The 24,647-nt window shown below is 48.3% G+C and carries 13 protein-coding genes, 1 pseudogene and 1 riboswitch; of the genes and pseudogenes, 10 read left to right on the top strand and 4 right to left on the bottom strand.

From position 1 onward, the window contains the following. Nucleotides 1-952 precede the first annotated feature (952 nt). The 3 genes from AC5JR3_RS03245 (at nucleotide 953) to AC5JR3_RS03235 (ending at nucleotide 4,980) form a co-directional block, all read left to right on the top strand. A complete protein-coding gene (locus AC5JR3_RS03245) occupies nucleotides 953-2,242 on the top strand; it encodes a M16 family metallopeptidase (RefSeq protein ID WP_495842984.1) in 1,290 nt (429 codons plus the stop codon). Nucleotides 2,243-2,411: 169 nt separating this feature from the next. After that, nucleotides 2,412-3,512 carry an imelysin family protein gene (locus AC5JR3_RS03240; protein WP_495842982.1) on the top strand — a complete coding sequence of 367 codons (1,101 nt, stop codon included), beginning with the start codon at nucleotides 2,412-2,414 and terminating at the stop codon, nucleotides 3,510-3,512. Nucleotides 3,513-3,525: 13 nt separating this feature from the next. Beyond that, nucleotides 3,526-4,980: a di-heme oxidoreductase family protein gene (locus AC5JR3_RS03235; protein ID WP_495842981.1), complete on the top strand. Its 1,455-nt coding sequence runs from the start codon at nucleotides 3,526-3,528 to the stop codon at nucleotides 4,978-4,980. Between the two features lie 63 nt (nucleotides 4,981-5,043). Here AC5JR3_RS03235 and AC5JR3_RS03230 read toward each other — a convergent pair whose 3' ends face one another. Then, a complete protein-coding gene (locus AC5JR3_RS03230) occupies nucleotides 5,044-6,381 on the bottom strand; it encodes an ArsB/NhaD family transporter (protein WP_495842980.1) in 1,338 nt (445 codons plus the stop codon). A 493-nt stretch (nucleotides 6,382-6,874) separates the two neighbouring features. Continuing rightward, a riboswitch (cyclic di-AMP (ydaO/yuaA leader) is annotated at nucleotides 6,875-7,000 on the bottom strand. A 421-nt stretch (nucleotides 7,001-7,421) separates the two neighbouring features. On the opposite strand from AC5JR3_RS03230, the gene AC5JR3_RS03225 reads away from it, so the two are divergent. Continuing rightward, nucleotides 7,422-9,371, top strand: a complete 1,950-nt coding sequence (locus AC5JR3_RS03225) for an alpha-amylase family glycosyl hydrolase (RefSeq protein ID WP_495842978.1) — start codon at nucleotides 7,422-7,424, stop codon at nucleotides 9,369-9,371. 212 nt (nucleotides 9,372-9,583) lie between these two features. Here the strand turns inward: AC5JR3_RS03225 and AC5JR3_RS03220 are convergent, their stop codons facing one another. Further along, a complete protein-coding gene (locus AC5JR3_RS03220; protein ID WP_495842976.1) occupies nucleotides 9,584-10,312 on the bottom strand; it encodes a DUF3891 family protein in 729 nt (242 codons plus the stop codon). A gap of 304 nt (nucleotides 10,313-10,616) precedes the next feature. On the opposite strand from AC5JR3_RS03220, the gene AC5JR3_RS03215 reads away from it, so the two are divergent. The 4 genes from AC5JR3_RS03215 (at nucleotide 10,617) to AC5JR3_RS03200 (ending at nucleotide 18,961) form a co-directional block, all read left to right on the top strand. After that, on the top strand, nucleotides 10,617-12,575 hold the full coding sequence (locus AC5JR3_RS03215) for an alpha-1,4-glucan--maltose-1-phosphate maltosyltransferase (protein ID WP_495842974.1): 1,959 nt from the start codon (nucleotides 10,617-10,619) through the stop codon (nucleotides 12,573-12,575). Nucleotides 12,576-12,675: 100 nt separating this feature from the next. Continuing rightward, on the top strand, nucleotides 12,676-16,044 hold the full coding sequence (gene treS / locus AC5JR3_RS03210) for a maltose alpha-D-glucosyltransferase (protein ID WP_495842972.1): 3,369 nt from the start codon (nucleotides 12,676-12,678) through the stop codon (nucleotides 16,042-16,044). Between the two features lie 8 nt (nucleotides 16,045-16,052). Continuing rightward, nucleotides 16,053-17,975, top strand: a complete 1,923-nt coding sequence (glgB, locus tag AC5JR3_RS03205; RefSeq protein WP_495842970.1) for a 1,4-alpha-glucan branching protein GlgB — start codon at nucleotides 16,053-16,055, stop codon at nucleotides 17,973-17,975. Nucleotides 17,976-18,280: 305 nt separating this feature from the next. Beyond that, complete coding sequence (locus tag AC5JR3_RS03200; protein ID WP_495842967.1) at nucleotides 18,281-18,961, top strand: chemotaxis protein CheB; 681 nt, start codon at nucleotides 18,281-18,283, stop codon at nucleotides 18,959-18,961. A gap of 152 nt (nucleotides 18,962-19,113) precedes the next feature. Here the strand turns inward: AC5JR3_RS03200 and AC5JR3_RS03195 are convergent, their stop codons facing one another. Next, complete coding sequence (locus tag AC5JR3_RS03195) at nucleotides 19,114-19,845, bottom strand: Crp/Fnr family transcriptional regulator (RefSeq protein ID WP_495842966.1); 732 nt, start codon at nucleotides 19,843-19,845, stop codon at nucleotides 19,114-19,116. 352 nt (nucleotides 19,846-20,197) lie between these two features. On the opposite strand from AC5JR3_RS03195, the pseudogene AC5JR3_RS03190 reads away from it, so the two are divergent. Then, nucleotides 20,198-20,332, top strand: a pseudogene (locus tag AC5JR3_RS03190) (IS1 family transposase); the annotation flags it as partial. Nucleotides 20,333-20,797: 465 nt separating this feature from the next. Continuing rightward, nucleotides 20,798-22,939, top strand: coding sequence for a glycogen debranching protein GlgX (gene glgX / locus AC5JR3_RS03185; RefSeq protein ID WP_495842964.1), 2,142 nt, complete (start codon nucleotides 20,798-20,800; stop codon nucleotides 22,937-22,939). Here the strand turns inward: glgX and AC5JR3_RS03180 are convergent, their stop codons facing one another. Beyond that, on the bottom strand, nucleotides 22,940-24,484 hold the full coding sequence (locus AC5JR3_RS03180) for an ABC transporter permease (protein ID WP_495842989.1): 1,545 nt from the start codon (nucleotides 24,482-24,484) through the stop codon (nucleotides 22,940-22,942). Between the last annotated feature and the right edge of the window lie 163 nt (nucleotides 24,485-24,647).

Below are 24,647 nucleotides of genomic sequence, written 5' to 3'. Positions count from 1 at the left end.
CCTGTGAGCCTCGGAGATCCCCCTCCCGTCCCCCTTAAAAAGGGGGAAGCTAGATTGTTGCTTCGCCTTTGATATCACGGGGGACTTTGAACCTAGTTCCCCCCTTGATAAGGGGGGTTAGGGGGGTAAAGCTTGATTTTAAGGTTGTGTATACACGGTAGCTTGCTAAGGAGAGGGGTTTAGAGGCTTTGTGCAAGATGTCTAATGACGAATGCTTGTGTTCTAGGAAAAGACCAATCTTTGACATATTTACTCCTGTATTTACCTAGAAAAAGGATTGAAACTAAGAAGACTTAATTGGAACCAACTCAGATGACTGAGGAGCTAACCGTGGCTGTGGCAAGATTTCTCTAAATTATTTGAGAATTATTCTTAATAAATTAGGTTGGCAAAGTTGGAAACCTTTTCTGTAAATGCCATATTTTCTCAATATGTAAAACGAGGAAGAAAGAGGAAGCGATCGCTCACTCTGTCCCTTTAAAGCCAATTAATAGCTTGAATTTGAAGCTGGTAGGACTTACGCACCGTAACGCTAGAACAAGGGTTTGAGATTCTTCACTATCGCTCAGAATGACGCAATTTCGGGGTCAGTGCGTAAGTCCTAGCTGGGATCGATTTGCTCTTTCAGACTCGTTGGTGTAGAACGCGAGGAGGATACTGAAAAACACTATAAGTTTATTGAGATAAGTTGTCAACTAAGTAGAAGCAAGTTTTAACTCCTAGAGGTTGAGAATAGCCATCAACAAACATCTCGGTATAGATTAGCGGATTGTTGCCAGCAATTGCAAATATTTTTCATTAAGTATGAGATTTTAATCAAGGGAGTAGTCAAGCCCATTGGAGACAACGGCAGGAAAGGGGCAAGGCTGATTCAGGGGGTGTCGTGTCGTAGCTAAATTCCTCTAGCTAAGATAAAAGAGTATTTGTGTGCGTTCTTCATAATTAACAACCGATGACCTCAACGTTGCTCAAAACTCCGCCGCTCAACGCCCCAACTATCCGTCAACTTCCCAATGGTCTGACGATTGTGGCAGAGCAGATGCCAGTTGAAGCCGTCAACTTAAACGTGTGGATTAATATTGGCTCTGCTGTCGAATCCGATGATATTAACGGCATGGCTCACTTTTTAGAGCACATGGTTTTCAAGGGTACGCCACGCTTGCAAAGTGGGGAATTTGAGCGTCTAATTGAAGAACGCGGTGCTGTGACTAATGCCGCTACCAGCCAGGATTACACCCACTATTACATCACTACGGCTCCTCAGGATTTTGCTAAACTCGCCCCTTTTCAGGTTGATGTGGTATTAAACCCCAGCATTCCCGATGAGGCATTTGAGCGGGAACGTTTGGTGGTGTTGGAAGAAATTCGTCGCTCAGATGACAATCCCCGTCGCCGCACTTACAGAAAGGCAATGGAGACAGCCTTTGAGCAGTTGCCCTACAGAAGACAGGTACTTGGCCCCTCTGAGGTAATTGAGCAACTCCAAGCTCAGCAAATGCGAGATTTTCACGCCAATTGGTATCAGCCGCAATCGATCACGGCTGTGGCTGTCGGTAATTTGCCCGTGGAAGAACTGATTGAAATTGTCGCCGATAGCTTTACAAGACAAGGGAAAACGGGGAAAGGGACTTCCCAATTATCAAATACCAACTTTCAGCCGGAACCTGCGTTCAAGGAAATTGTTCGCTGCGAGTCTGTCGATGAAACCTTGCAGCAAGCACGGTTAATCATGACGTGGCGAGTTCCAGGGCTGATGCAGTTGGAGCAAACCTATGCTTTGGATGTGTTGGCAGCGATTTTAGGGCAAGGGCGGACTTCGCGTCTGGTGCAGGATTTGCGCGAGGAACGGCAGCTTGTCAGTCACATTGGTGTCAGCAATATGACGCAGCGCCTACAAGGGGTGTTCTATATTTCCGCCCAGTTACCGGAGGAAAATTTAGAAGTCGTGGAAGCCGCGATCGCAGAACATATTCGTACAATTCAAAATGAGTTAGTCGCTGAGTCAGAGATGGCACGTATCCGCACTCAAATTGCTAATCGCTTTATCTTTGGGAATGAGAAGCCAAGCGATCGCACGACTTTGTATGGCTACTACTACGCTCAGATCGGAGACTTGGCACCTGCACTCACCTATCCCGATCGCATTCAATCTTTAAGTACGGCTGATCTACAAACAGCCGCGCAAGCGTATCTGGCACCAGATGCTTACGGTGTGGTGGTGATCAAACCCGGACAGCAGTAGGGAGCAAGACCCCATTTTTGGCAGACACGATCAGCATAGAGGTAGTCTTAATTGCTAAGACTATTCAACAAACTCTTGAGATCGAGGCATCTTATTGAGATACTAACTCAATTGCTTGAGACAAGTTGGCAAAATCTTGCCCTTAATTTCTGTCATAGGAGCGTTGAAAGTGGTATTCCGGCAAACAGGTCAGCCAAAATTTATGATCGCTCTATTAATGGGGGGGTTGGCGATCGCGAGTGGTTGCGACAATCGCGTCTCCTCTACAGCAGGCGCTCAGTTTAACGATCAGCAAATTCTCATAGACTTTGCCGATCGCGTTGTCATTCCGACAAATCAGGAATTTGCCACCAAAGCACAGGAATTATCAGACGCTGTTAATACCTTCGTTAAGAGTCCCAACGACCAAACCCTGAAAGCGGCTCAGGAGGCGTGGGTTGCCGCCCGTTCCCCTTGGGAGCAGAGTGAAAGCTTCACCTTTGGGCCAGCGGACTCTTTAGGTTATGACGGAGCATTGGATAGTTGGCCCGTCAATGAAACCGACCTCAAGGCAATCATCAATAGCAAAGACCAACTGACCTCAGACTACGTTCAAAAACGGCAAGATACCGAAAAAGGCTTTCACGTCATCGAATATCTGCTATTTGGAGAAGACAACAATAAGAACGTGGCGGATTTCAGCCAACGAGAGTTGGAATACCTACAGGCTCTCAGTACAGACTTTAGCAATGTTGCCGATCAGCTAGTAACGAGCTGGACAAAGGGAATCGCAGGTCAGCCAGCCTATCGGGAGGTGATTGCGACAGCTGGAGAAAGTAGCAACAGCACCTATCTGACGCTGGAGGCGGGTGGTCAGGAGATGGTACAGGGCATAATTGACAGCCTGGACGAGGTGGCTAATGAAAAAATTGCTAAACCCGTTGAATCAAAAGACGAGAAGTTATTTGAAAGCCGATTTAGCCACAACACCCTCAACGACTTAAAAAGCAACGTTAAGGGCGCTCAAAATGTCTATCTCGGTCGTTTCCCGGACACCAATACTAGTGAGACGGGCTTAAGTGCCTATATTGCGAATGTCAACCCAGATTTAGATGCACGGGTCAAGCAAGAATTTCTTGCCTCTCTGGACGCGCTAGATAAGATTCCTGACCCCTTGGAAGAATCTTTTAATGATCCAAAAACCGCTGATGCTATTCAATCGGCAAAGACCGCAATCATCACCTTAAAAGAAACCATGGAGCAGGAAGTTCTGCCCGTAGTCAAAAGCTAGCCAGAGAAACATTATGGACTCCTTGCTACTGAAGTTCCCTGGAAATAAACAACTCAAATTTGCGAGTCTTTTTGTCATAGCGATCGCCGCTGGGATAGCGCTATCAATCCTACTTAACCCCACAGCGTTCCAGCCAAAAATGCAGCTAGCAGGGGGAGAGACAACGGTATTTAATCGCACGTCTCGTAGCTTTGAACAACCCGCACCCAACTTGAGCAGAGCAGAGCTAGACGAGCATATCGAGGGCGATCGCGCTTTTGAAGCGGTTTTTGTCACTCCTCCAGCACCAGTCAATGCCGGGTTAGGCCCCTTATTTAACAATGCCTCCTGCGTGGGTTGTCACAGTCGGGATGGTCGCGGGATGCCCGTTGAAGGTCAACTGCTGGTGCGAGTCAGCCTACCACCACTTCACCCAGCCCTCTTTCAGCAAGCAGACAAACCCATTTCCGCTGGTGGTGCTGATACCGGGAAACAAGTGATTGGTGAATCTCATTTAGAGGCAGCCGTGACCTTAGGAAATGCGCCTCCAGTCCCCGGACTCGGCACCCAAATTCAAGGGCAGGCAATCTACGGTCACAAACCGGAGGCGAATGTAGAATTGTCGTGGCGAGAAGAGTCCGGTCAGTATGGAGATGGCACGGCTTACAAATTGCGATCGCCTGTAACAAAAATTACCCTGCAAAACGGCAAGCCACTACCCCGCGATATCTTAACGTCCTTGCGTGTCCCTACCCCAGTATTTGGTCGGGGGTTAATGGAAGCGATTCCCGAAAAAACAATCTTGGCGTTAGCTGACCCAGAAGATCAAGATGGTGACGGCATCTCCGGTCGTCCTAACCCAGTTTGGGATGCAACTAAACAAGCTGTGGCACTAGGGCGTTTTGGTCATAAAGCAAATATGCCGAACCTACTACAGCAAACCGCCGCCGCCTATATCAACGATATGGGTGTATCAAATCCCCTGTTTCCAGAAAAAGATGGTTCTAGCGATATTGATGACAAGACACTAAAAGCAGCAACCTTCTATAGCCAAACCCTGGCAGTTCCTGCCCGTACCTTAGTGGATGACCCAGAGGTGAAGCGAGGCGAAGAGTTATTTAGCCAAGCCAATTGTGCCGCTTGTCATGTGGCAAAACTCCGTACAGGTGAGCATCCCATTCAGGCACTCGCTAATCAGACTATTTATCCCTACAGCGATTTATTGTTGCATGACATGGGGCAAAGCCTAGCTGATGGCAGACCGGACTTTGCCGCCACTGGATCAGAATGGCGAACGCCGCCCTTATGGGGTTTAGGTCTAACACAGACGGTGCTACCTTATTCGGGATATCTACATGACGGTCGAGCGCGGACTTTAGAGGAAGCAATTCTCTGGCATGGTGGTGAAGCAAAAAACTCTCAAGAGGCATTCAGAACAATGTCAAAACGCGATCGCAATGCACTACGGCGCTTTTTGACCTCATTGTAGAAAGAAAGCTTTGAGCGAACTACCCCACCCCCTTAACCTGCGGTAGGTTCTTAATTACCCAATTCACATCAAAAAACAAACAGTCACATAAACCGCCGCTACCAGTAGTTGCATCACCATCACGGGTAACCCATACCGCAAAAATTTCTTAAACGAAATCCGGCGTCCGTGCAATTCTGAAATCCCAGCAGCAACGATATTAGAAGATGCACCGACTAATGTTCCATTACCGCCCAACGTCGCACCAAACATCATGGCATAAAACAGCGGCAGCACTTCGGGGGGTACCTGTCCTTGGAAGTTAGGGTCTAATATTTCTGGAGTTGCCAACCCGACATTGACTACATACTCTTTCAACAGCGGTACCATCGCCACAACTAGGGGAATATTGGGGACGACACTCGATAGTAAACCGACAAAAACCAGCAACGCGATCGCCCCAAAGGCAATATTTTTTCCTAAAATCACAGCAAGAATTCCTGAAATACCACTAATAACACCCGTTTTTTGCAATCCTCCAATCAGCACAAACGTAGACATAAAAAATATCAAAGTGCTCCAATCAATATCCCGCAGGATATTGCTAACCGAGTCAATCTTGCTATGGTGAGCCAGGAGCATCGCCAGGGCTGCACCGAGCAAAGCAGCAGCGGCGGGAGAAACTGGAACGGGTAGGGACTCTCCCACCACAAAAAACAGCAATACAAAAGCAACAATTACACCGCCCATTGCCAAAACTCGCGGATGATTAATTTTGGGATGGGGGAGGTTATCTACATTTTCTAAACGCTTTCGCCAGGTTTTAGGAAACAAAAACGGCAGCATCACCAAAACAGTAACAATGGCGAGTACTCCCCCAAAACTCAAGCGCAACAGATACTCACTAAAGCTGATATTAATCGCATCTCCGACAATAAAAGTCGCCGGATCTCCCACTAAAGTTAGAAGTCCAGCACTATTAGCAATTAACACCATCAAAATCAACAAGGGTACAAAATCTACCCCAACTGATTGAGCAATGGGAGGAATCAGCGGTGCCAATAACATCACGGTGGTGGCGTTGGGTAAAATCGCACAAATGGGCGTAGTAATGGCTACAATGCCCAAGAGCAAGCGCTTACCTTGCCCTTTCGCCATTAACACCATCTGGATAGCTAAGTATTCAAATATTTTGGTGGGTTCAAATGCCCGTACCAACACCATAACCCCAAAAAATAATGCCAACGTAGCATAGCTGTGAGCAATGTATCCAATGGCATCTGTCAATGTCATGATATTGGTGAAAACCAGTATCATCGCACCTAAAAATGCTGCAATCATTAGGTGCATCTTCTCTGTCATGATTAAGGAAATGACAGCAACGAAGGTCGAAGTTGCGATGAGGGCGTGCCACGTTTCCATTGAATTTCCTCAAAATAGTTCTGATCCGAAATCGGCAGTATTTAGCTGTTAGATGATTGGTTAGACGTGCTATTAAGTTCATTCCCAATCAACGTTGACTTTAGCTGATTAGGGATATTCTTCGTTCAGTAAAGAGGGCTGAACGACTACAAAAAAAGGAAATATTTGAGGCTGAGACGATAGATTCCTCTTAAATAAAGAGGAACACCATTAGGAAAATATGGCTTCTACTCAACCGAATTTTTTGTGTTTCTTGTCAGGGCTGTTTGCCTTTCAACTTCGACTCAACTGAAGCCCGGTGAATGCAATGTCTGCTGACGATGTAGCGGAAGCTAAATTGACAAAAAATGCGGCTAAGAGAGGAATTGCTGTCAATTTGAGTGGAAAAGTCATATTTGATGCCTCAGGCTTGAAGAGCAGGTACAAAAAATGAGCAGTACCAGCCAGAGACTGTAATAAGAGCAATGCACTTCCTAAAAAGGCACGCTTTCTCAGTGTCTCCTCCCAATGCTGACGGAGTTAGCTGACGGGCTAGGGCTGAGAGATGCCCTTCTCCATGTCGGAAATACGCCCCAAAGTTGGTTCCCCCGCTCCAGTTTCACTTAAACCTATTGATGGCGGCTTACGTGAAGTTCTGAATTAAGCTGACTTACTCAAACTCGAAGACTATATCACTTGTTTACCAATTTGTCAATTTTTTAGGCAAGGGTAGCCGGAAGTGCTTGACGACAACGAGGGAATTGATCGGCACAAAACCGATGCGATCGCCTTTGGGTTCTCTGCCTTCTTATAACAACTGGATAGCCGGAAAACAAACCCTACTTACTTACAAGTTTTTTGGTTAGCTAGTAAACAGTTTTTATAACCCCATTCCTCTTATCATCTACTCAGCTTTCAATCTCTGGCAATCCATCTATACAAAAAAGAATTCATTTTGTAAAATTGATTTTATCAAGCTGCTATTAAAAGACAGCTTTGGCAGACAAATGACGCCAACCTCGATTCAGTTGACAAACCTTTATCATCATTAAAGCAACTTTATGGTATCAACACCTTCCCCTCAATCCTCTTCTTCTCAATACGAAGTCACAGAGGAAAAAGTTGAAGCTGAACTTAATACACTAATCGAGGAAACTAAACCAGAAAGCGATATCGATTTAGAGTTTCTCTACACAAGAGACATTGCCTTTCGGCAGGAAACTATCTACTTTGTTGTTGTCGATCGCTTCTATGATGGCGATCCCGAAAACAATGAAGGGCCTAATCCAGAACTTTATGACCCCGAAAAACAAGAATGGGGAAAATATTGGGGCGGCGATCTGCAAGGTATTATTGATAAACTTGACTACTTAAAAAATTTAGGAGTCACGGCTATTTGGCTAACTCCCTTATTTGAACAAATTGAAGACCTGTTTATTGAAAGTGCGGCAATTCACGGCTATTGGACGCAAGACTTTAAAAGAATTAATCCTCGCTTCATTCATAAAGATGATGAACCGTCTCTTAATAAAAGCCAGGAAACAAAAAACACCATTTTTGACCGTTTGATTGAAGAGTTGCATCAGCGAAAAATGAAGCTGATACTGGATGTCGTTTGTAACCACAGTAGCCCCGATATTAGCGGTAAAAAAGGTCTCCTCTATGACGATGGTGAGTTAATTGCTGACTTTAACAACGATAAAAATAACTGGTATCACCATTATGGTGAAGTGACAAACTGGGAAGATGACTGGCAGGTGCAAAATTGCGAATTGTCTGGTCTGGCAACATTCAACGAAAACAATAGTGAGTATCGCAACTACATTAAGTCAGCGATTAAGCAATGGCTAGACCGGGGTGTGGATGCCTTGCGCGTCGATACAGTGAAGCACATGCCGATCTGGTTCTGGCAAGAATTTAATGCCGATATTCAAAGCCATAAACCGGATGTATTCATCTTTGGTGAGTGGATTAATAGTCATCCCAGTAATGACTCCGTGGAATTTGCTAATGATTCTGGGATGACCCTTTTAGATTTTGGTCTTTGTATGGCGATCCGCTTGGCATTAGGAAGTTATGACCCTGACGGATTCCACTTAGTGCAAAATATTCTCGATCAAGATTATCGCTACAGCGGGGCAACAGAACTGATTACGTTTATCGATAATCACGATGTGCATCGCTTCGGGACGCTAAATCCCGATCCGAAAGCGTTGCATTTAGCGATCGCGTTGTTGATGACTTCTCGCGGTATCCCCTGCATCTACTACGGTACTGAACAGTATCTCCACAATGACACCAATGGGGACGACAACCCTTACGGAAACAACGACCCCTACAACCGCCCAATGATGGAATCTTGGGACACGGAATCACCCCTTTACCGGGATATTCGCTTACTCTCAGGCTTGCGGCGACTCAATCCAGCGGTTTCTATGGGGAGCCAGTGGCAAAAGTATCTGACGCCGGATGTCTACTGTTACGTGCGGCGTTATCGGGATTCTTGCTGTTTTGTGGCGATGAATCGGGGAGAACCCGTCACAATAGAAGCCGTCGATACCGAGTTACCCGACGGCGAACATACCTGTGTGATGACGCGGAACAAGTATGAAGTCATAGATGGGCAACTCCCAAACCTAGAACTCGATTCCCACCAAATCATTGTCCTTAGTCATGTAGGGGAGCGGGTAAAGGGACAAACCATTGTACGAGTGCAACTTAATGGCATCCAAACGCAGCCAGGAGAAATCGTTGTAGTAACGGGAGATTGTCCGGAGTTGGGTAACTGGGATATTGCTAAGGCTTACCCCTTGGAATACATCAACACCAACACCTGTTTTGGAGAAATTCCCTTCGATGAAAGTGTCGGCAAGCCAATTGCTTATAAGTACGCCATGTGGCGGGAAGGAAAAGCCCCCCTACGAGAAAATCTCGTCGCGCGTCGCTGGGTGATTGCCAGTGAGGGAACTGTTAAGTGGCGGGATACATGGGCGTCTGGACGAGAAGCGTGAGGAAGGGTGTTCGGTAGGGACACCAAGCTTTGCGTCCCTACACACCTATGGGTTGTGGGTCAATAGACCCCCCTTAATCCCCCCTTAATAAGGGGGGAGACTTGAAATCTTGCCCCCTCCCCTTACTAAGGGGAGGGTTGGGGAGGGGTCTGGTACATTTTTGCAAGAGGTCTAATCAACCGATCGCTGTCATCCCGATGGGGAAAGACAGCTTAGGACTTCACAAACGTCCACTCCAGTAGGTCGCGGGGGGCAGCTTGCAAAGCTTCGGTGAGGGCGGTGTTGCTGTCGAATTTGACCTGATCTAGGTAGGAAACTTCGACATTCACGGTAAACTCATCGTCTTCAAAGGGCCAAGGAGTGACGATAACGCGCCCGTCGCTGCGCTCTGTCACGTCGTAGCGCTTGCCGCTAGGCCCGGTGGTGATTTCTAAGGCACGTTCTCCTGCGGGCAGGTGACGTTGGCAGAGAATTAGCGATAAGCGATCGCACCACCCCATAAATGCATAAGCTGCATCAGCGTCTTTCTTTGTTAGTCCCAACTCTTGTCGCCAGCGTTTTTGATGTTCCAGTTGTTCATCTAGGAAGCTATCCATTTCCTCCGACTCTCCCCGCTTGCCTTCAGTCAGAAAGCTAATATGCATAGAAATTAACATCGCTACCCACCGTCCTCGGTAGAGAGCATTCTTCACATGTTCGCGAAGCTGCTTAATCGATGTTTCTGTATTGAGGGTAAAATCCAGCGGTGCGCCCGCCGGGGTGAGTTGGTCGCTTTCCCATTCCCGTTCCAAGTCATCGTGGTGGGAAATAGCGGCTACTGTCTCATACAAGCGCGGGGGAGAATCCTTTCTCCGCCATTGTCCTGCCAGTTGCGCCGCTAGCAAGGCATGGGCGCGATGGTAAATTATCTCCCACCCTTTCTGATGTTGGTTCACAATCACAGACTTTTGCTTCTCCTTGGGTCTAGAAGGAATGACCCGACTGAGACAATAGCAAACCCGCCTGCTCTAAAACCTCTGCCTTTACCAGGAAGTAATCTGTGTCAGAGGTTGATAATAGCAATCTTTACCAAACCTTTAAAAAGATTTAATTTTATTTGCCGCTGGAAATCAATTATTTAAACCTAAAGACTCATGTTTTTTAGTCCAATATCATTAAGAATCTTTTCAGGCAGACCCATTCTATCGGGTCAGCGGAGATTATCCGTTGCTGTTTGAAACAAAGTAAAAGGAGACGGTGCTATACATGCTGCCTACTGAAGGGAGAAAAAGAGTCCAGATTGAAGAAGTCTCACCAGAAATCAACGGCGGTCGTTTTGCCATCAAACGGACAGTCGGAGAGGAAGTCCGGGTGGAAGTCGATATGTTCTGCGATAGCCATGATGCGATTTCTGGCGTCATTTTGTATCGTCCGGAAACATCCCAACAGTGGCTAGAAGCGCCGCTGTCTCCCCTCGTCAACGACCGCTGGCAAGGGGAATTCACCGTTTCCGAGATGGGTCGCTATGTCTACACCGTTATGGGTTGGGTTGACCACTTTAAGTCTTGGCGACGAGACATCATTAAGAAAATTGAGGCGGGGCAAGATGTGTCCCTAGATTGGCTCGTAGGTGCAGAACTGATCGAGCAAGGAAGTCAGCGGGCGTCGGGTCAAGATGCTGAACAGTTGAAAAACTGGGCGATGACTATCCGTTCTCAGCAAAAAGAGGGTGCAGACATTCCCTACATGCAAACCCTGTCAGAGGAGCGAATTGCTCTCATGACTCAGTACCCCGACCGGGAATTGGCAACAAGTTACGAAAAAGAACTCAAAATTACCGTAGATCGGGAGAAAGCCCGCTTTAGTAGCTGGTACGAACTGTTTCCTCGCTCCTGCGGCGCACCAGGACAGCACGGCACGCTCATAGACTGTATCGAGCACTTGCCCTATGTTGCTGAAATGGGCTTTGATGTCCTCTACCTACCGCCCATTCATCCCGTTGGCTATACCTTTCGCAAAGGTAAAAACAATACCACGACTGCCGAACCCGATGATGTGGGAGTGCCTTGGGGCATTGGCTCCTCTGAGGGAGGACACAAATCGGTTCACCCCAAACTCGGTACTTTAGAAGATTTCCAGCAGTTAGTTCGCAAAGCCCAAGAGTACGGGATGGAGATTGCCTTAGACTTAGCTTATCAATGCACGCCGGATCATCCTTATGTAAAGGAGCATCCCCAGTGGTTTAAGCATCGACCTGATGGTACGATTCAGTACGCTGAAAACCCGCCTAAGAAGTATCAAGACATTTACCCGATTGATTTTGAAACCGAAGACTGGCAGAACCTTTGGGAAGAACTAAAAAGCGTCGTGCTGTTTTGGGTTGACCGGGGAGTAAAAATCTTTCGAGTGGACAATCCTCATACCAAAGCCTTTCCGTTTTGGGAGTGGATGATTGAGGAAGTCAAGCAAACCCATCCGGAGGTGCTTTTCCTGTCAGAATCTTTCACCCGTCCCAAGGTGATGTATCGCTTAGGAAAGATGGGATTCACCCAGTCTTATACTTATTTCACTTGGCGCACGGCAAAGTGGGAGCTGACCGAGTATTTCACAGAACTGACGCAGACCAAAGTTCATCAGTTCTTTCGCCCCAACCTTTGGCCCAACACTCCCGACATTTTGCATAAGTTTCTCCAACATGGGGGGCAAGCGGCGTTTAAAATCAGATTGGTTCTCGCTGGCACCTTGGGAGCGAGCTACGGGATTTATGGCCCAGCTTTTGAGGTTTGTGAAAACCGGGCGCTGAAGCCAGGAAGCGAAGAGTATCTGAACTCGGAGAAGTATCAAATCCGGGATTGGGATTTAAATAGCCCTTACAGCATCAAGTATTTGGTTGCACGGGTGAATCAAGCTCGTCACAAACATCCGGCATTGCAAAGTGACGGTAGCTTGAAATTTCACACCACTGATAACGAGCAGATTATCTGTTACAGCAAGCAAACGGAGGATTCCTCTGATGTGATGCTGATGATTGTGAACCTTGACCCCTACAATACTCAATCGGGTTGGGTGAGTTTGCCCCTAGAATCCTTGGGGATCTACCCTTACCAGCCTTACCAGCTTCACGACATGCTCAATGATGCCCACTATACCTGGTCAGGCGATCGCAACTATGTGGAGCTAGATCCTCGGGCAATTCCGGCTCATGTTTTCTGGCTCAAACAGTAACTGTAATAGAAATTGTGCTCTCGAAGCATTGCTAATGGTTTTTTCGAGAGCGCACGCGCCACTCGCTATCTACCTAGAAACGTTAAGACAAGACTGACAAATGACAAACTTGATGCTGAACGACGATCCCCTGTGGTTTAAAGATGCCATTATCTACGAAGCGCCAGTTCGCGCTTTTGCCGATAGCAATGGTGATGGTATTGGTGACTTTCGGGGACTGACTGGAAAGCTAGATTACCTGCAAGATTTGGGCATCACCGCTGTGTGGTTGTTACCCTTTTTTCCGTCGCCCCTGCGGGATGATGGCTACGATATTTCTGACTATCACAACGTCAACCCGATTTACGGGACATTAGATGATTTTAAAGAATTTTTAGAGGCTGCCCACCAACGGGGCATCCGCGTAATTATTGAATTAATCATCAACCATACCTCCGACCAGCATCCTTGGTTTCAGCGAGCACGCCTCGCCCCTGAGGGCAGTCCGGAGCGGGATTTTTATGTCTGGAGTGACACTCCCGATAAGTACAAAGAAGCTCGAATTATCTTCCAAGATTTCGAGACGTCTAACTGGGCTTGGGACCCGGTTGCCAAGGCTTACTACTGGCATCGCTTTTATTCTCACCAGCCGGATCTTAACTACGATAATCCAGCGGTGCGCGAAGCGGTATTCGATGTCCTCGATTTCTGGTTAGGAATGGGAGTTGATGGGCTACGTATGGATGCGGTGCCCTATCTGTACGAACGAGAGGGGACGAATTGCGAGAACCTGCCAGAAACCCATGAGTTTCTGAAGCAAATGCGATCGCATGTAGACGAAAAATTCTCCAACCGGATGCTCCTAGCGGAGGCAAATCAGTGGCCCGAAGATGCCGCTGAGTATTACGGTCAAGGGAATGAGTGTCACATGAACTTCCATTTCCCCTTGATGCCTCGGCTATTCATGGCGCTGAAAATGGAGGATAGTTTTCCCCTCATTGATATTATCCAGCAGACTCCCCAGGTTCCGGATAACTGTCAGTGGGCGCTGTTTTTGCGGAACCATGATGAACTGACCCTGGAAATGGTCACCGATGAAGACCGAGACTATATGTATCGGGTCTATGCCAAAGATACCCAGGCAAGAATCAATTTGGGGATTCGCCGCCGACTCACTCCCTTGATGGCGAGTAACCGCAACCAAATTGAGTTGATGAATTGTCTATTGCTGGCTCTCCCCGGCACCCCCGTGATTTACTACGGGGATGAAATCGGCATGGGAGATAACATTTATCTAGGCGATCGCAATGGTGTCCGCACGCCGATGCAGTGGAGTGCAGACCGCAACGCCGGCTTTAGTCGCGCCAATCCCCAAAAGCTTTATCTCCCGGTAATTATCGATCCGGAACATCACTACGAAGCCGTTAACGTCGAGACGCAACAAGCCAACTCCAACTCCCTCTGGTGGTGGACAAAACGCATGTTGGGCATCCGCCAGCGCTTCCAAGCCTTCGGTCGCGGCAGCTTTGAATTTTTGCACCCAGAAAATCGCAAAGTGCTTGCCTTCACGCGCACCTACGCCGGAGAACATATCTTGGTGGTGGCGAACTTGTCCCGCTTTATCCAAGCAGTAGAGGTCGATTTATCCGCCTTTTCGGGCATGAAACCAGTTGAGATTTTTGGTCGTACCGAGTTTCCAGAAATCAGCGAGGAGCCTTACTTCCTCAGCCTTGGCCCCCACGCCTTTTATTGGTTCACCCTCCAGGCGCAAGCTGCAGAACTGCAAATGCCTCAAACTTACAAACCCCATTCCCCGGTGGTGGTTAATGACCGCTGGGAAACGGTATTTTCTGCCTCAGAAGCGAAAACGACGATGGAGTCGATCTTGGCAGATTATCTCTATAGCTGTCGCTGGTTTGGGGGTAAGGCGCGGAAGATTCGCTCTACCCATATCAGAGAAACCATCCCTGTGCCTTTCAAGGAAGATAAAGGCTACTTGGTGCTGCTACAGGTGGAGTACACCGAAGGCGATCCCGAAACTTATATGTTGCCACTAGCTTATGGGGAAGAAGCGGTGGGAAGCGAACAGGTCGGCGCTCAATACGAGCACGGGGTGGCTAACATCCAAATTCGAGGACAAGACACGGGTGGCGTGCTGTACGAGGCTCTCTTTGATAAGGACTTTTTGAATATTCCCTTAGAGGCGATCGCCCACCATCATAAGTTCTCCGGGAAGCATGGGGACTTAGTAACCCTGTCTACTGATGTACTCAAAAACATGGGTCTCAATGGGACGCACTTAGAGCCATCGCTGCTACGGGGCGAACAGAGCAATTCTTCGATCAATTATGGCGATCGCCTGATCCTCAAACTGTTCCGCAAAGTTGAAGAAGGTATTAACCCCGATCTAGAAATCGGACGCTTCCTGACCGAGAAAAAAGTCTTAGAACACTTTGCGGCAGTTGCAGGTGCCTTAGAGTACCGCACCTCAGACGGGGGCATGATAACTCTGGGGATATTACAAGAATTTATCCCAGATACCAGAGATGCTTGGTCTTACACCCTTGATGGTCTACGGGATTACTTCGAGCATGTGATGCTACTGCCCGAAGAGCAGTTGCAGCAGATACAACTTCCCTCAGAAGCTCTAAGCGGGCAGCCGAATGCAGAAAATCCCCCGATTGGTTACGACGCGATCGCTAACTACTTAAGTAGTACCGAACTCTTGGCACAGCGCACAGCCGAACTGCATCTTGCCTTAGCGTCAGATACGGAAAATCCTAACTTTGCCCCAGAGGCGTTTTCCTCGTTCTACCAGCGCTCGATTTATCAGTACATGCGTAACCTCACCGGGCAGGTATTGCTGTTGTTGAAAAAGCGGCTGGACGTACTCCCACCGGAGACGCAACAGTTGGCGCAGACGATTCTCAATCGCCACGAGCAGATTATGGATCGCTTCAAAGCCTTGGTGAATCAAAAGATCACGGCAATGCGAATCCGCTGTCATGGAGACTACCACCTCGGACAAGTGCTGTTTACGGGTAAAGACTTTATCATTATTGACTTCGAGGGAGAACCCGCCCGTCCTTTAGGTGAACGACGGATGAAGCGATCGCCCCTGCGGGATGTTGCCGGAATGTTGCAATCCTTCAACTACGCCATCACCCTGGCGTTCCGCAATGAAGTCGAAAACGGACTGATTCGCCCCGACAACCAACAAGTGATGGAGCAATGGTCGCAGTTCTGGTTTGAGTGGGTAAGTAACACCTACATGAATACTTATCTAGCAACAGCCAGCGATGCCTCATTCATCCCCAAGACTAACCAAGAGTTGCAAGTACTTCTCGATGCTTATCTGTTTGAGAAGTCAATTTATGAGTTGGGCTACGAACTGAATAATCGCCCAGATTGGGTAGATATTCCCCTGAAGCGGATTCTCCAGTTATTAGAGTCTTCCGCGTTAAGCAATTGGAAACCACAAGGATCTTAAATTTAGTTATGACAACCACATACCCAAACGTTTACACTGACGTGAGCTTAATCACGGATGATGACCTGTTCTTATTCAATGAAGGGTCTCACTTCGGCTTATACGAAAAGCTAGGCTCTCACTCCATGACCCACAACGGTGTGGAAGGAACTTACTTTGCCGTCTGGGCACCGAATGCGTCTAGTGTCTCGGTCAAAGGCAATTTCAACAACTGGTGGCGAGACACTCACCCCCTCCAGAAGCGAGGAGATTCAGGAATTTGGCAAGGCTTTATTCCGGGTTTGAAAAAGGGCGAGATATATAAGTACCACATCGTCTCCCAGCACAACGGCTACGAAGTTGAAAAAGCTGACCCGATGGCAATTTCCTATGAAGTGCCTCCCAAGACTGCCTCAGTGATTTGGGACACCGAATATACCTGGAATGACCAGGATTGGATGGCAAAACGTCGGCGTCACAATGCCTTGAATGCACCAATGTCTGTTTATGAGGTGCATCTCGGCTCTTGGATGCGAGTTCCAGAGGATGGCAATCGCTCCCTCTCCTACCGGGAACTTGCCCATAAGTTGGCTGACTACGTGCAGCAAATGGGGTTTACTCACGTTGAGTTTCTCCCGGTGACTGAACACCCCTTCTTTGGCTCTTGGGGCTATCAAACCACAGGCTTCTTTGCCGCTTCTAGCCGCTACGGTACTCTCCAAGACTTTATGTACTTGGTGGACTACCTGCATCAACATGACATTGGCGTAATTTTAGATTGGGTGCCTTCCCACTTCCCCACCGATGAGCATGGGCTGGCATTCTTTGATGGGACGAATTTGTACGAACATTCCGATCCGCGTCAAGGATTCCATCCCGACTGGGGCAGCTTCATTTTCAACTACGGTCGCCATGAAGTCCGCTCTTTTCTGATTAGTAGTGCCTTCTTCTGGCTAGACAAGTGCCATATTGATGGGCTGCGGGTGGATGCTGTGGCATCGATGCTTTACCTGGATTACTCCCGCAAAGAAGGGGAATGGATTCCCAATATCAACGGCGGTAGAGAAAATCTGGAGGCGGTTTCCTTCCTGCAACGCTTTAATGAAGCCGTTTACCAGCGCTTCCCGGATGTGCAAACGATCGCTGAAGAGTCTACTTCCTGGGCACAGGTTTCTCGCCCCCTCTATGTCGGTGGCTTAGGCTTTGGCATGAAGTGGGATATGGGCTGGATGAACGACACCCTCGACTACATGTCTTATGACTCGGTTTACCGGAAATATCATCACAATCAGTTGACATTTAGAATGCTTTATGCGTTCAACGAAAACTTTGTGATGCCGCTTTCCCATGATGAAGTAGTTCACGGGAAGGGGTCGTTGATTGGCAAAATGCCGGGGGATTACTGGCAAAAATTTGCAAATTTGCGATCGCTCTTTGGCTACATGTACAGCCAATCCGGCAAAAAGCTGATCTTTATGGGGTGCGAGTTTGGTCAGTGGAGCGAATGGAATCACGACCGCAGCCTAGACTGGCATCTGTTAGAGTCCCCTGCTCATGCAGGTTTGCAAAAGTGGGTAGCGGATTTGAACCAGTTTTACCGCAGTGAAACTGCTATGCACGAACTCGACTGCGAACCGGCTGGGTTTGAGTGGGTAGACTGCGACGATTACCAACACAGCATCGTAAGCTTACTCAGAAAAGGCAAATCCCCTGAGGAGAAAGTGTTAGTCGTCTGCAACTTTACCCCAGAGCCTCGCCACAATTACCGGATTGGTGTCCCTGAGGGCGGTTTCTGGAAAGAAATGCTCAACAGCGATGCACCAGAATACGGTGGTAGCGGTGTTGGTAATTTGGGCGGTAAGGATGCCGAATCTATTGGCTGGCATAACCAACATTACTCATTAGATATCAGCTTGCCACCCATGTCAGTCTGCTTCTTTAAGCGCAGCTAATATCCAATTAAATAGTCGTTTTATCGGATTAGGGGCGAACCAAGGTTCGCCCCTAATTTTTTTTGTTATGTACGCTAGAGTACATATATATCGCCCAACCAGGCAAGGTAAATAGTTCAAAGTCACTGAATGTAAGAAATCACAACAGATTAAACCTTGTGCAGGGGGTCTGGGGGAGGCACTCATCCCAAGAGTGGGGGGATTGGGGGGAAGCCCCCCAAGCTGGGTTTTTCCCAAAAACAACCATTGTCCACTCAAGTCAGTGACATTCGCATACAGTTCACTTGAGCAAAGAAAAAACTAATATGACTACAAAACAGGAGCAGGGAGTTTTATCTAACATTCCTAACGCCGCTTTGAAAGTCGTAGCAATAGCGGCTTCTACCGGGGGTCTGAAAGCTATTAGTGAAGTTCTTTCTGCCTTACCGTCAGACTTTCCGGCAGCCATTACCGTAGTACAGCACCTGAGTTGCGAGTATCGCAGCTATATGGCAGAAATCCTCAGCCAGCGCACAGCTCTACCTGTCAAACAGGCAGAAGAAGGGGATCGGTTGCGTCCGGGGAACGTCTACATTGCTCTTTCTGGTAGGCACCTGTTGGTCAACCCAAACGGCACCCTTTCCCTGTCAGATACACCCAAAGTGAACTTTGTCCGTCCCGCTGCCGATAATTTGTTTGTGTCGCTAGCGAGTAGCTTCAAATCAAAAGCGATCGCAGTTGTCCTCACGGGTAAGAAAAGCGATGGTCTTCTAGGGGTGGTGGCAATCAAAAATCATGGCGGCATAGTGATCGCCCAAGATGAGGCAACTTCTGAGCACTTCGGTATGCCCAAGTCTGCCATTGATACTGGAAAAGTTGATTTCATTCTCCCTCTTCAGGCGATCGCCTCCACCCTAAGCGAGTTAGTAATGACCCAAAAAGTAGTATTAGATCAGAGAAAGTATTCAGCCTTCTTTAGAAGGCTGAATACTAAAATTTTTTGGTAAAAAAAGGAATTAGCAAGCTCTCAAAGTCCTGAGTCCTCCTGAGTGGGGGAGCAGGGGGATAACTACACTCACCCTTCATACTTCATACTTCACCCTTCATACTTCATACTTCACCCTTCATACTTCATACTTCACCCTTCATACTTCACCCTTCATACTTCATTTTTGATTGGTGGAAATCCTAATATGCGCTCGTATTCTTCAGTGAAGACTTGATAACATTCACAGGAAGTAGCTTTTAAGCGCTCACGATCGATAACCTTCATTTTTCCGCGATTGTAGCGAATTAATCCTTCCTTCTGGAGAGTTGCAGCAACCTCGCTGACGCTAGCTCGGCGCACCCCTAGCATTTGGGAGAGGAACTCTTGAGTCAAGGGAAACTCATCTGTAGCTACTCGATCCTGAGTCAGCAGCAACCAGCGACAGCATCGCTGTTCAATCGAGTGCAGTCGGTTGCAGCCCGCCGATTGCATGAGATGATTGACCCGCGCTTGTACATAGAGTAGCAGTAGCTTATGAAAGGAGCTACCTACAGGTACTTCCCTTTTGAATACATCCACCTGCATTCGCAGAGCCTTGCCAGGAACCTGCACCATAGTCTCAGCAGGGAGCTGATCTACTCCCAGCAAGACAGGAATACCGATCATTCCTTCATTGCCCACCGTCGCTACTTCGATTGTTCCACCATCTCCCAAAACCGTCAGTAGAGAAATGATGCCATCAAGGGGAAAATAAACGTACTCGATGGGTTGGTTGGGCAGATAGAGATACTGCTTAAAATCAAGGAAGACAGACTCTAAATAAGGAAGGAGACGTTCATAGTCCTCCCTAGGTAGAGCTGCCAAAAGTTTATTACCACTGGAATTGTGAAAGCTTTCAGACACAAAAATTAAAGCCTTATTAATATTGTTCTTGCTCTAAGCAAATAAATAAAGCTGGTAATTCTCACTTAATCAAAAAATGAATTTGTTATAAAGATACGTACTCAGGTAGTTATATAGTAACCCTCTTGCCTTCTGATGAAGTAAGCAACTTCAGTTTAGGGGGAAGCTATTGCAGGTTGTTGGATGCTATGGGTTGGCGCATGAGGCTTATAGAAACAACACCGTACGCTAGCGGACAGCCAAATAATTACTTAGATGATAGTTTAGATAGTATAAGCCATGCGAAAAATTGTTACGGCGATCTCACTAATTTACAGCAAGCCGCTATATGCAAAACTTCCCAAGCGAAGTCATCCCTCGGAAAACCAAGGACTTGATTGAAAAGCTGCTGTTAGGAAAACTTTCCTTAGCTGAGATTGCTAAGGTTACAGGGATCACAGAGGAATCCTTGCAGAGCTATATCGGTATCAAGGATAAAGTTGTTTCTTGACAGAGATTTCTTTAAAATAACGAAGAGGTTGGGCTGTAGGGCAAAAGCCCCTAAGTCCTGAACCTCAGTCAAACCAATAGCTTAATAGCGTCGAACAACACAATCGCGTTCCTTCGTCAGAACGTGTTTGAAAGGGCGAGAAGATGTCATGATGTTGGCGTAGCTTGCGCGTAGCGCCTAGGGAGCGATCGCGAAGCAGTTAGTAAGCTTCACTTTGTTGAACTCAGAAGGACTACAGTACTTTTTGAACACACTCTCAGTCCTTGAGGCTTTTTAGGGCTGATGGATTACAGCAACTTGCACCAAGAAGCGATCGCAGTTAAGGGCATAAACCTTTGTGCCTCTGCACGTCTATGTGGCTTAGTTAACTGAAAACGGCTGTAAATGCCTGTACCCTGACTGGAACGCTCCTCTTAAACCTTAATTCTGGCTCATTATCACTTTTTACTGGATTATTACCCTATGTACTATGCACTCTGGCCTGGCGATGTCTATCCTTTGGGAGCAAATTGGGATGGCAAAGGGACAAACTTCGCTTTGTTCAGTGAAAATGCAACAGGCGTAGAACTTTGTTTGTTTGACGAAGACGATGAGGAGACACGCTTGTCCCTAACTGAAGTCAACAACTTCGTCTGGCACGGTTATGTGCCGGGGGTGGCACCGGGTCAACGTTACGGATACCGAGTGCATGGCCCCTATGCGCCGGAGTCAGGTCATCGCTTCAACCCCAACAAATTGCTGATTGACCCCTATGCAAAAGCAATTGATGGGGAAATTGGCTACGGTGAAGAACTCTTTGGCTACTCTTGGGACGCTTCCGAAGAAGACCTATCCATGTCCGATCTCGATGACGCTCATCTGATCCCCAAGTCGGTTGTCGTCGATCAGTCCTTTGATTGGGGGGATGACAAATTACTGAAAACGGCGTGGCATGAAACAGTAATCTACGAAACCCATGTCAAGGGTTTTACCAAGCTGCACCCGGAGATCCCAGAAGAACTGCGCGGTACCTATGCCGGACTGGGGCATTCGGCGGCAATTTCTTATCTGCAATCCCTTGGGATTACCGCCGTTGAGTTGCTCCCGGTGCATCACTTCCTCTCCCGTCCTGGACACCTCGTTGACAAAGAACTCAGCAATTACTGGGGCTATGATTCCATTAACTACTTAGCCCCCTACTCCGGCTACAGCGCCAGTGGAGGGTCAGGTCAGCAGGTCATCGAGTTCAAGGAGATGGTCAAAGCGTTGCACTTCGCCGGAATCGAAGTGATCCTCGATGTCGTCTACAACCACACCGGAGAAGGTAGTCACTTAGGCCCAACCCTGACACTGCGCGGCATCGACAACGCTGTTTACTACCGCCTGATGGAAGACGATCCGCGTTACTACATGGACTTTACAGGCTGCGGAAACTCGTTGTATGTGCGCCAAGCCCAAGTCCTGAAGTTAATCATGGATAGCCTGCGCTACTGGGTCACAGAGATGCATGTCGATGGCTTCCGCTTCGATCTTGCCTCAGCCCTAGCACGAGAACTCTTTGAAGTGGATAGCCTAGCGGCGTTCTTTGACATCATTCACCAAGACCCAGTGCTGGCAGATGTGAAGCTCATTGCTGAACCCTGGGACGTGGGAGAAGGTGGCTATCAAGTCGGAAACTTCCCGCTCCTCTGGTCAGAGTGGAATGGCAGGTATCGCGATACCGTGCGGGACTTCTGGCGCGGCGAGGAGAGTGGATTGGGGCAATTTGCCTACTGCTTCACAGGTAGCCCTGACCTCTATGAGGTGAATGGGCGTAGACCGAATGCCAGTATCAACTTCATCACCGCCCACGATGGCTTCACCCTCAACGATTTGGTTAGCTACAACGAGAAGCATAACGAGGCGAATGGGGAAAATAGCCAGGATGGGGAAAACCACAACCGAAGTTGGAATTGTGGAGTTGAAGGGGAAACGGATAACGTAAAAGTGTTGCTGTTGCGGGAGAAGCAGCGGCGAAACTTCCTGGCGACTCTGATGCTCTCTCAGGGCATCCCGATGCTGCTGGGGGGTGATGAGATGGGGCGTACACAAGAAGGCAACAATAATACCTATTGCCAGGACAATGAACTCTCTTGGTTTGATTGGAATTTGCCAGAGGGAAATGCGGATCTACTGAACTTTACCCGCGAACTAATCTACTTCCGCCGTCAGCATCCGGTATTTCGACGGCGCAAGTGGTTTCAAGGTCGCGCCATCCACGGTTCGGGTGTTAGCGATATCGGTTGGTTCAATCCCGACGGCACCGCGATGACTCAGGAGCAATGGGACATCGGTTATGCTAAGGCGATTGGCGTTTTCTTGAATGGAGACGAGATTCCTACTGTGGGGCCAAAAGGCGAGCGCATTAGCGATGATAGTTTCTTCCTGTTCTTTAACGCTCACTATGAAATGATTGAGTTTGGCCTCCCCGCTGGGCTAGATGAGAGAGAATGGGCGGTTGTGATTGACACCAAAGAGCCTCGCTTCCTCACTGAGGAGAAGGTTTATACAGGCAATCAATTGATACCCGTGGTAGCGCGATCAATTCTGGTGCTGCGCCAGATGCGAGGACTCCCCACCTCTTAATCATTTGCGGCGGTGTCGTTCTAGAGAGATCACTACTAAGGTGAGTCCGGCACACAGCAACAGCATTGCTAGAGACGCCGCTGCTGCATCGGCAAACACGGCGTCGCTTGTTGCTACCCAAATCTGTGAGGCTAAGGTTCTAAAACCAATCGGCGACAACAGCAGCGTTGCAGGCAGTTCCTTAATCGCAGTCAGAAAAATCAACACGGCTCCACTGGCGATTCCGGAGCGTACTAAGGGGATTGTTACTTCCTTGAGAGTCTGCCAGGAAGTTCGCCCTAAAGAACGGGCAGATTCTTCTATTGATGGGTTGACTTGCAGCAGGGAACTCCGGACAGTACCAACCGATTGGGGCAAAAATAGCACCAGATAAGCAAAGACCAGCATCGGCATTGTCTGGTAGAGCCAAGGTAGATAGTTAGCACCAAAAAACACTAAGGATAGAGCGACAACGACCCCCGGTAGACCAAAACCGATGTAGGTACCGCGTTCTATCATCGTGGTCAGGCGTCCTGGAAACCGTACGGACAAAATTGCCACAGGCAAGGCAAACAGGGTAGAAAATAGGGCAGCGAGTCCTGCGGCCCAGGCAGAATTCAACGTCAGGGGAATGACATTGTGTAAAGCCTGTAGAGGGGTTGCCGATCGCAGTAGCCAGTACAGGATTATTCCCAAGGGTAAAATCAGACATATTCCCATCACCAGACAGCAAAATGCCAGGGCGGGAAGTTTCCAGCGACCCAAGGGTACTAGTTGGCGCGATCGCCTCGAGTTTGATCCTCGGCTGTAGTAAGTTGCCCGCGATCGCGCCTGATGCTCCCACCAGAGAATAATCAGCACCAAAACCACCAACATCAACGCTAAGGCGGCGGCAAGACTGCGGTTAAAACTGGCACGGTACTGGATAAAAATTGCCTGCGTAAAGGAGTCAAACCGCATCAACGACGGAGTCCCGAAGTCTTGAAGCGCGTACAGGGAAACCAGCAGTGAACCCGCCACAATTGAGGGTCGTAATTGGGGCAGGGTGACGCTAAAAAACACAGACCAAGAACCATAACCCAAGCTCTGAGCCGATTCTTCTAGTGCCGGGTCAATTCCCTGAAGACCAGCCCGGACGCTCAAGAGCAGGTAGGGGTAGGAAAAGAGGGTAATGGCGGCAATCACCCCCGGCCATCCATAAATCGAAGGCAGTTGCTCCACGCCTAGAGGGGCAAGCCAGGACTGCAACAAGCTGCCCCTAGGCCCGAAGGCGGCAATCAGGGCAAAGCTGCCCACGTAGGTGGGGATCGCTAGGGGCAAGGTGGTGACAATCGACCAAAACCGCCGCCAGGGTAGGTCGGTGCGAACGGTTAAGAAGGCGAGGGGTATGGCAATCAGAGCCGATAAACAGGTCACCGCCACTGCCATAACGATGCTATTGAAAACAATTTCGAGCGTGCGCTCTCGCGCCACAAATGCCCAAAATTCCGCCCCACCGATTCCCAGCGCCCGGATAACGAGGTAGGCCAAGGGTAGGGCAATGGCAGTGGCGGTAATTGTGCCCATCACCACAAGGAACAGGGGAGGTCTAGCTACCCGAGACTTTCCCCGCACGACTTGGGTCGCTTTATCGGGACGTGATGCTTGATTTGACACTACAACATGGAGTCAGAAAAAGGAGCAACAAACGCTCAACACAGAATGTGCTGTTAATTGTTTGTTGCGGCTT

It is taken from the genome of Kastovskya adunca, assembly GCF_059505785.1.
This window is presented reverse-complemented; position numbering and strand designations above follow the sequence as displayed.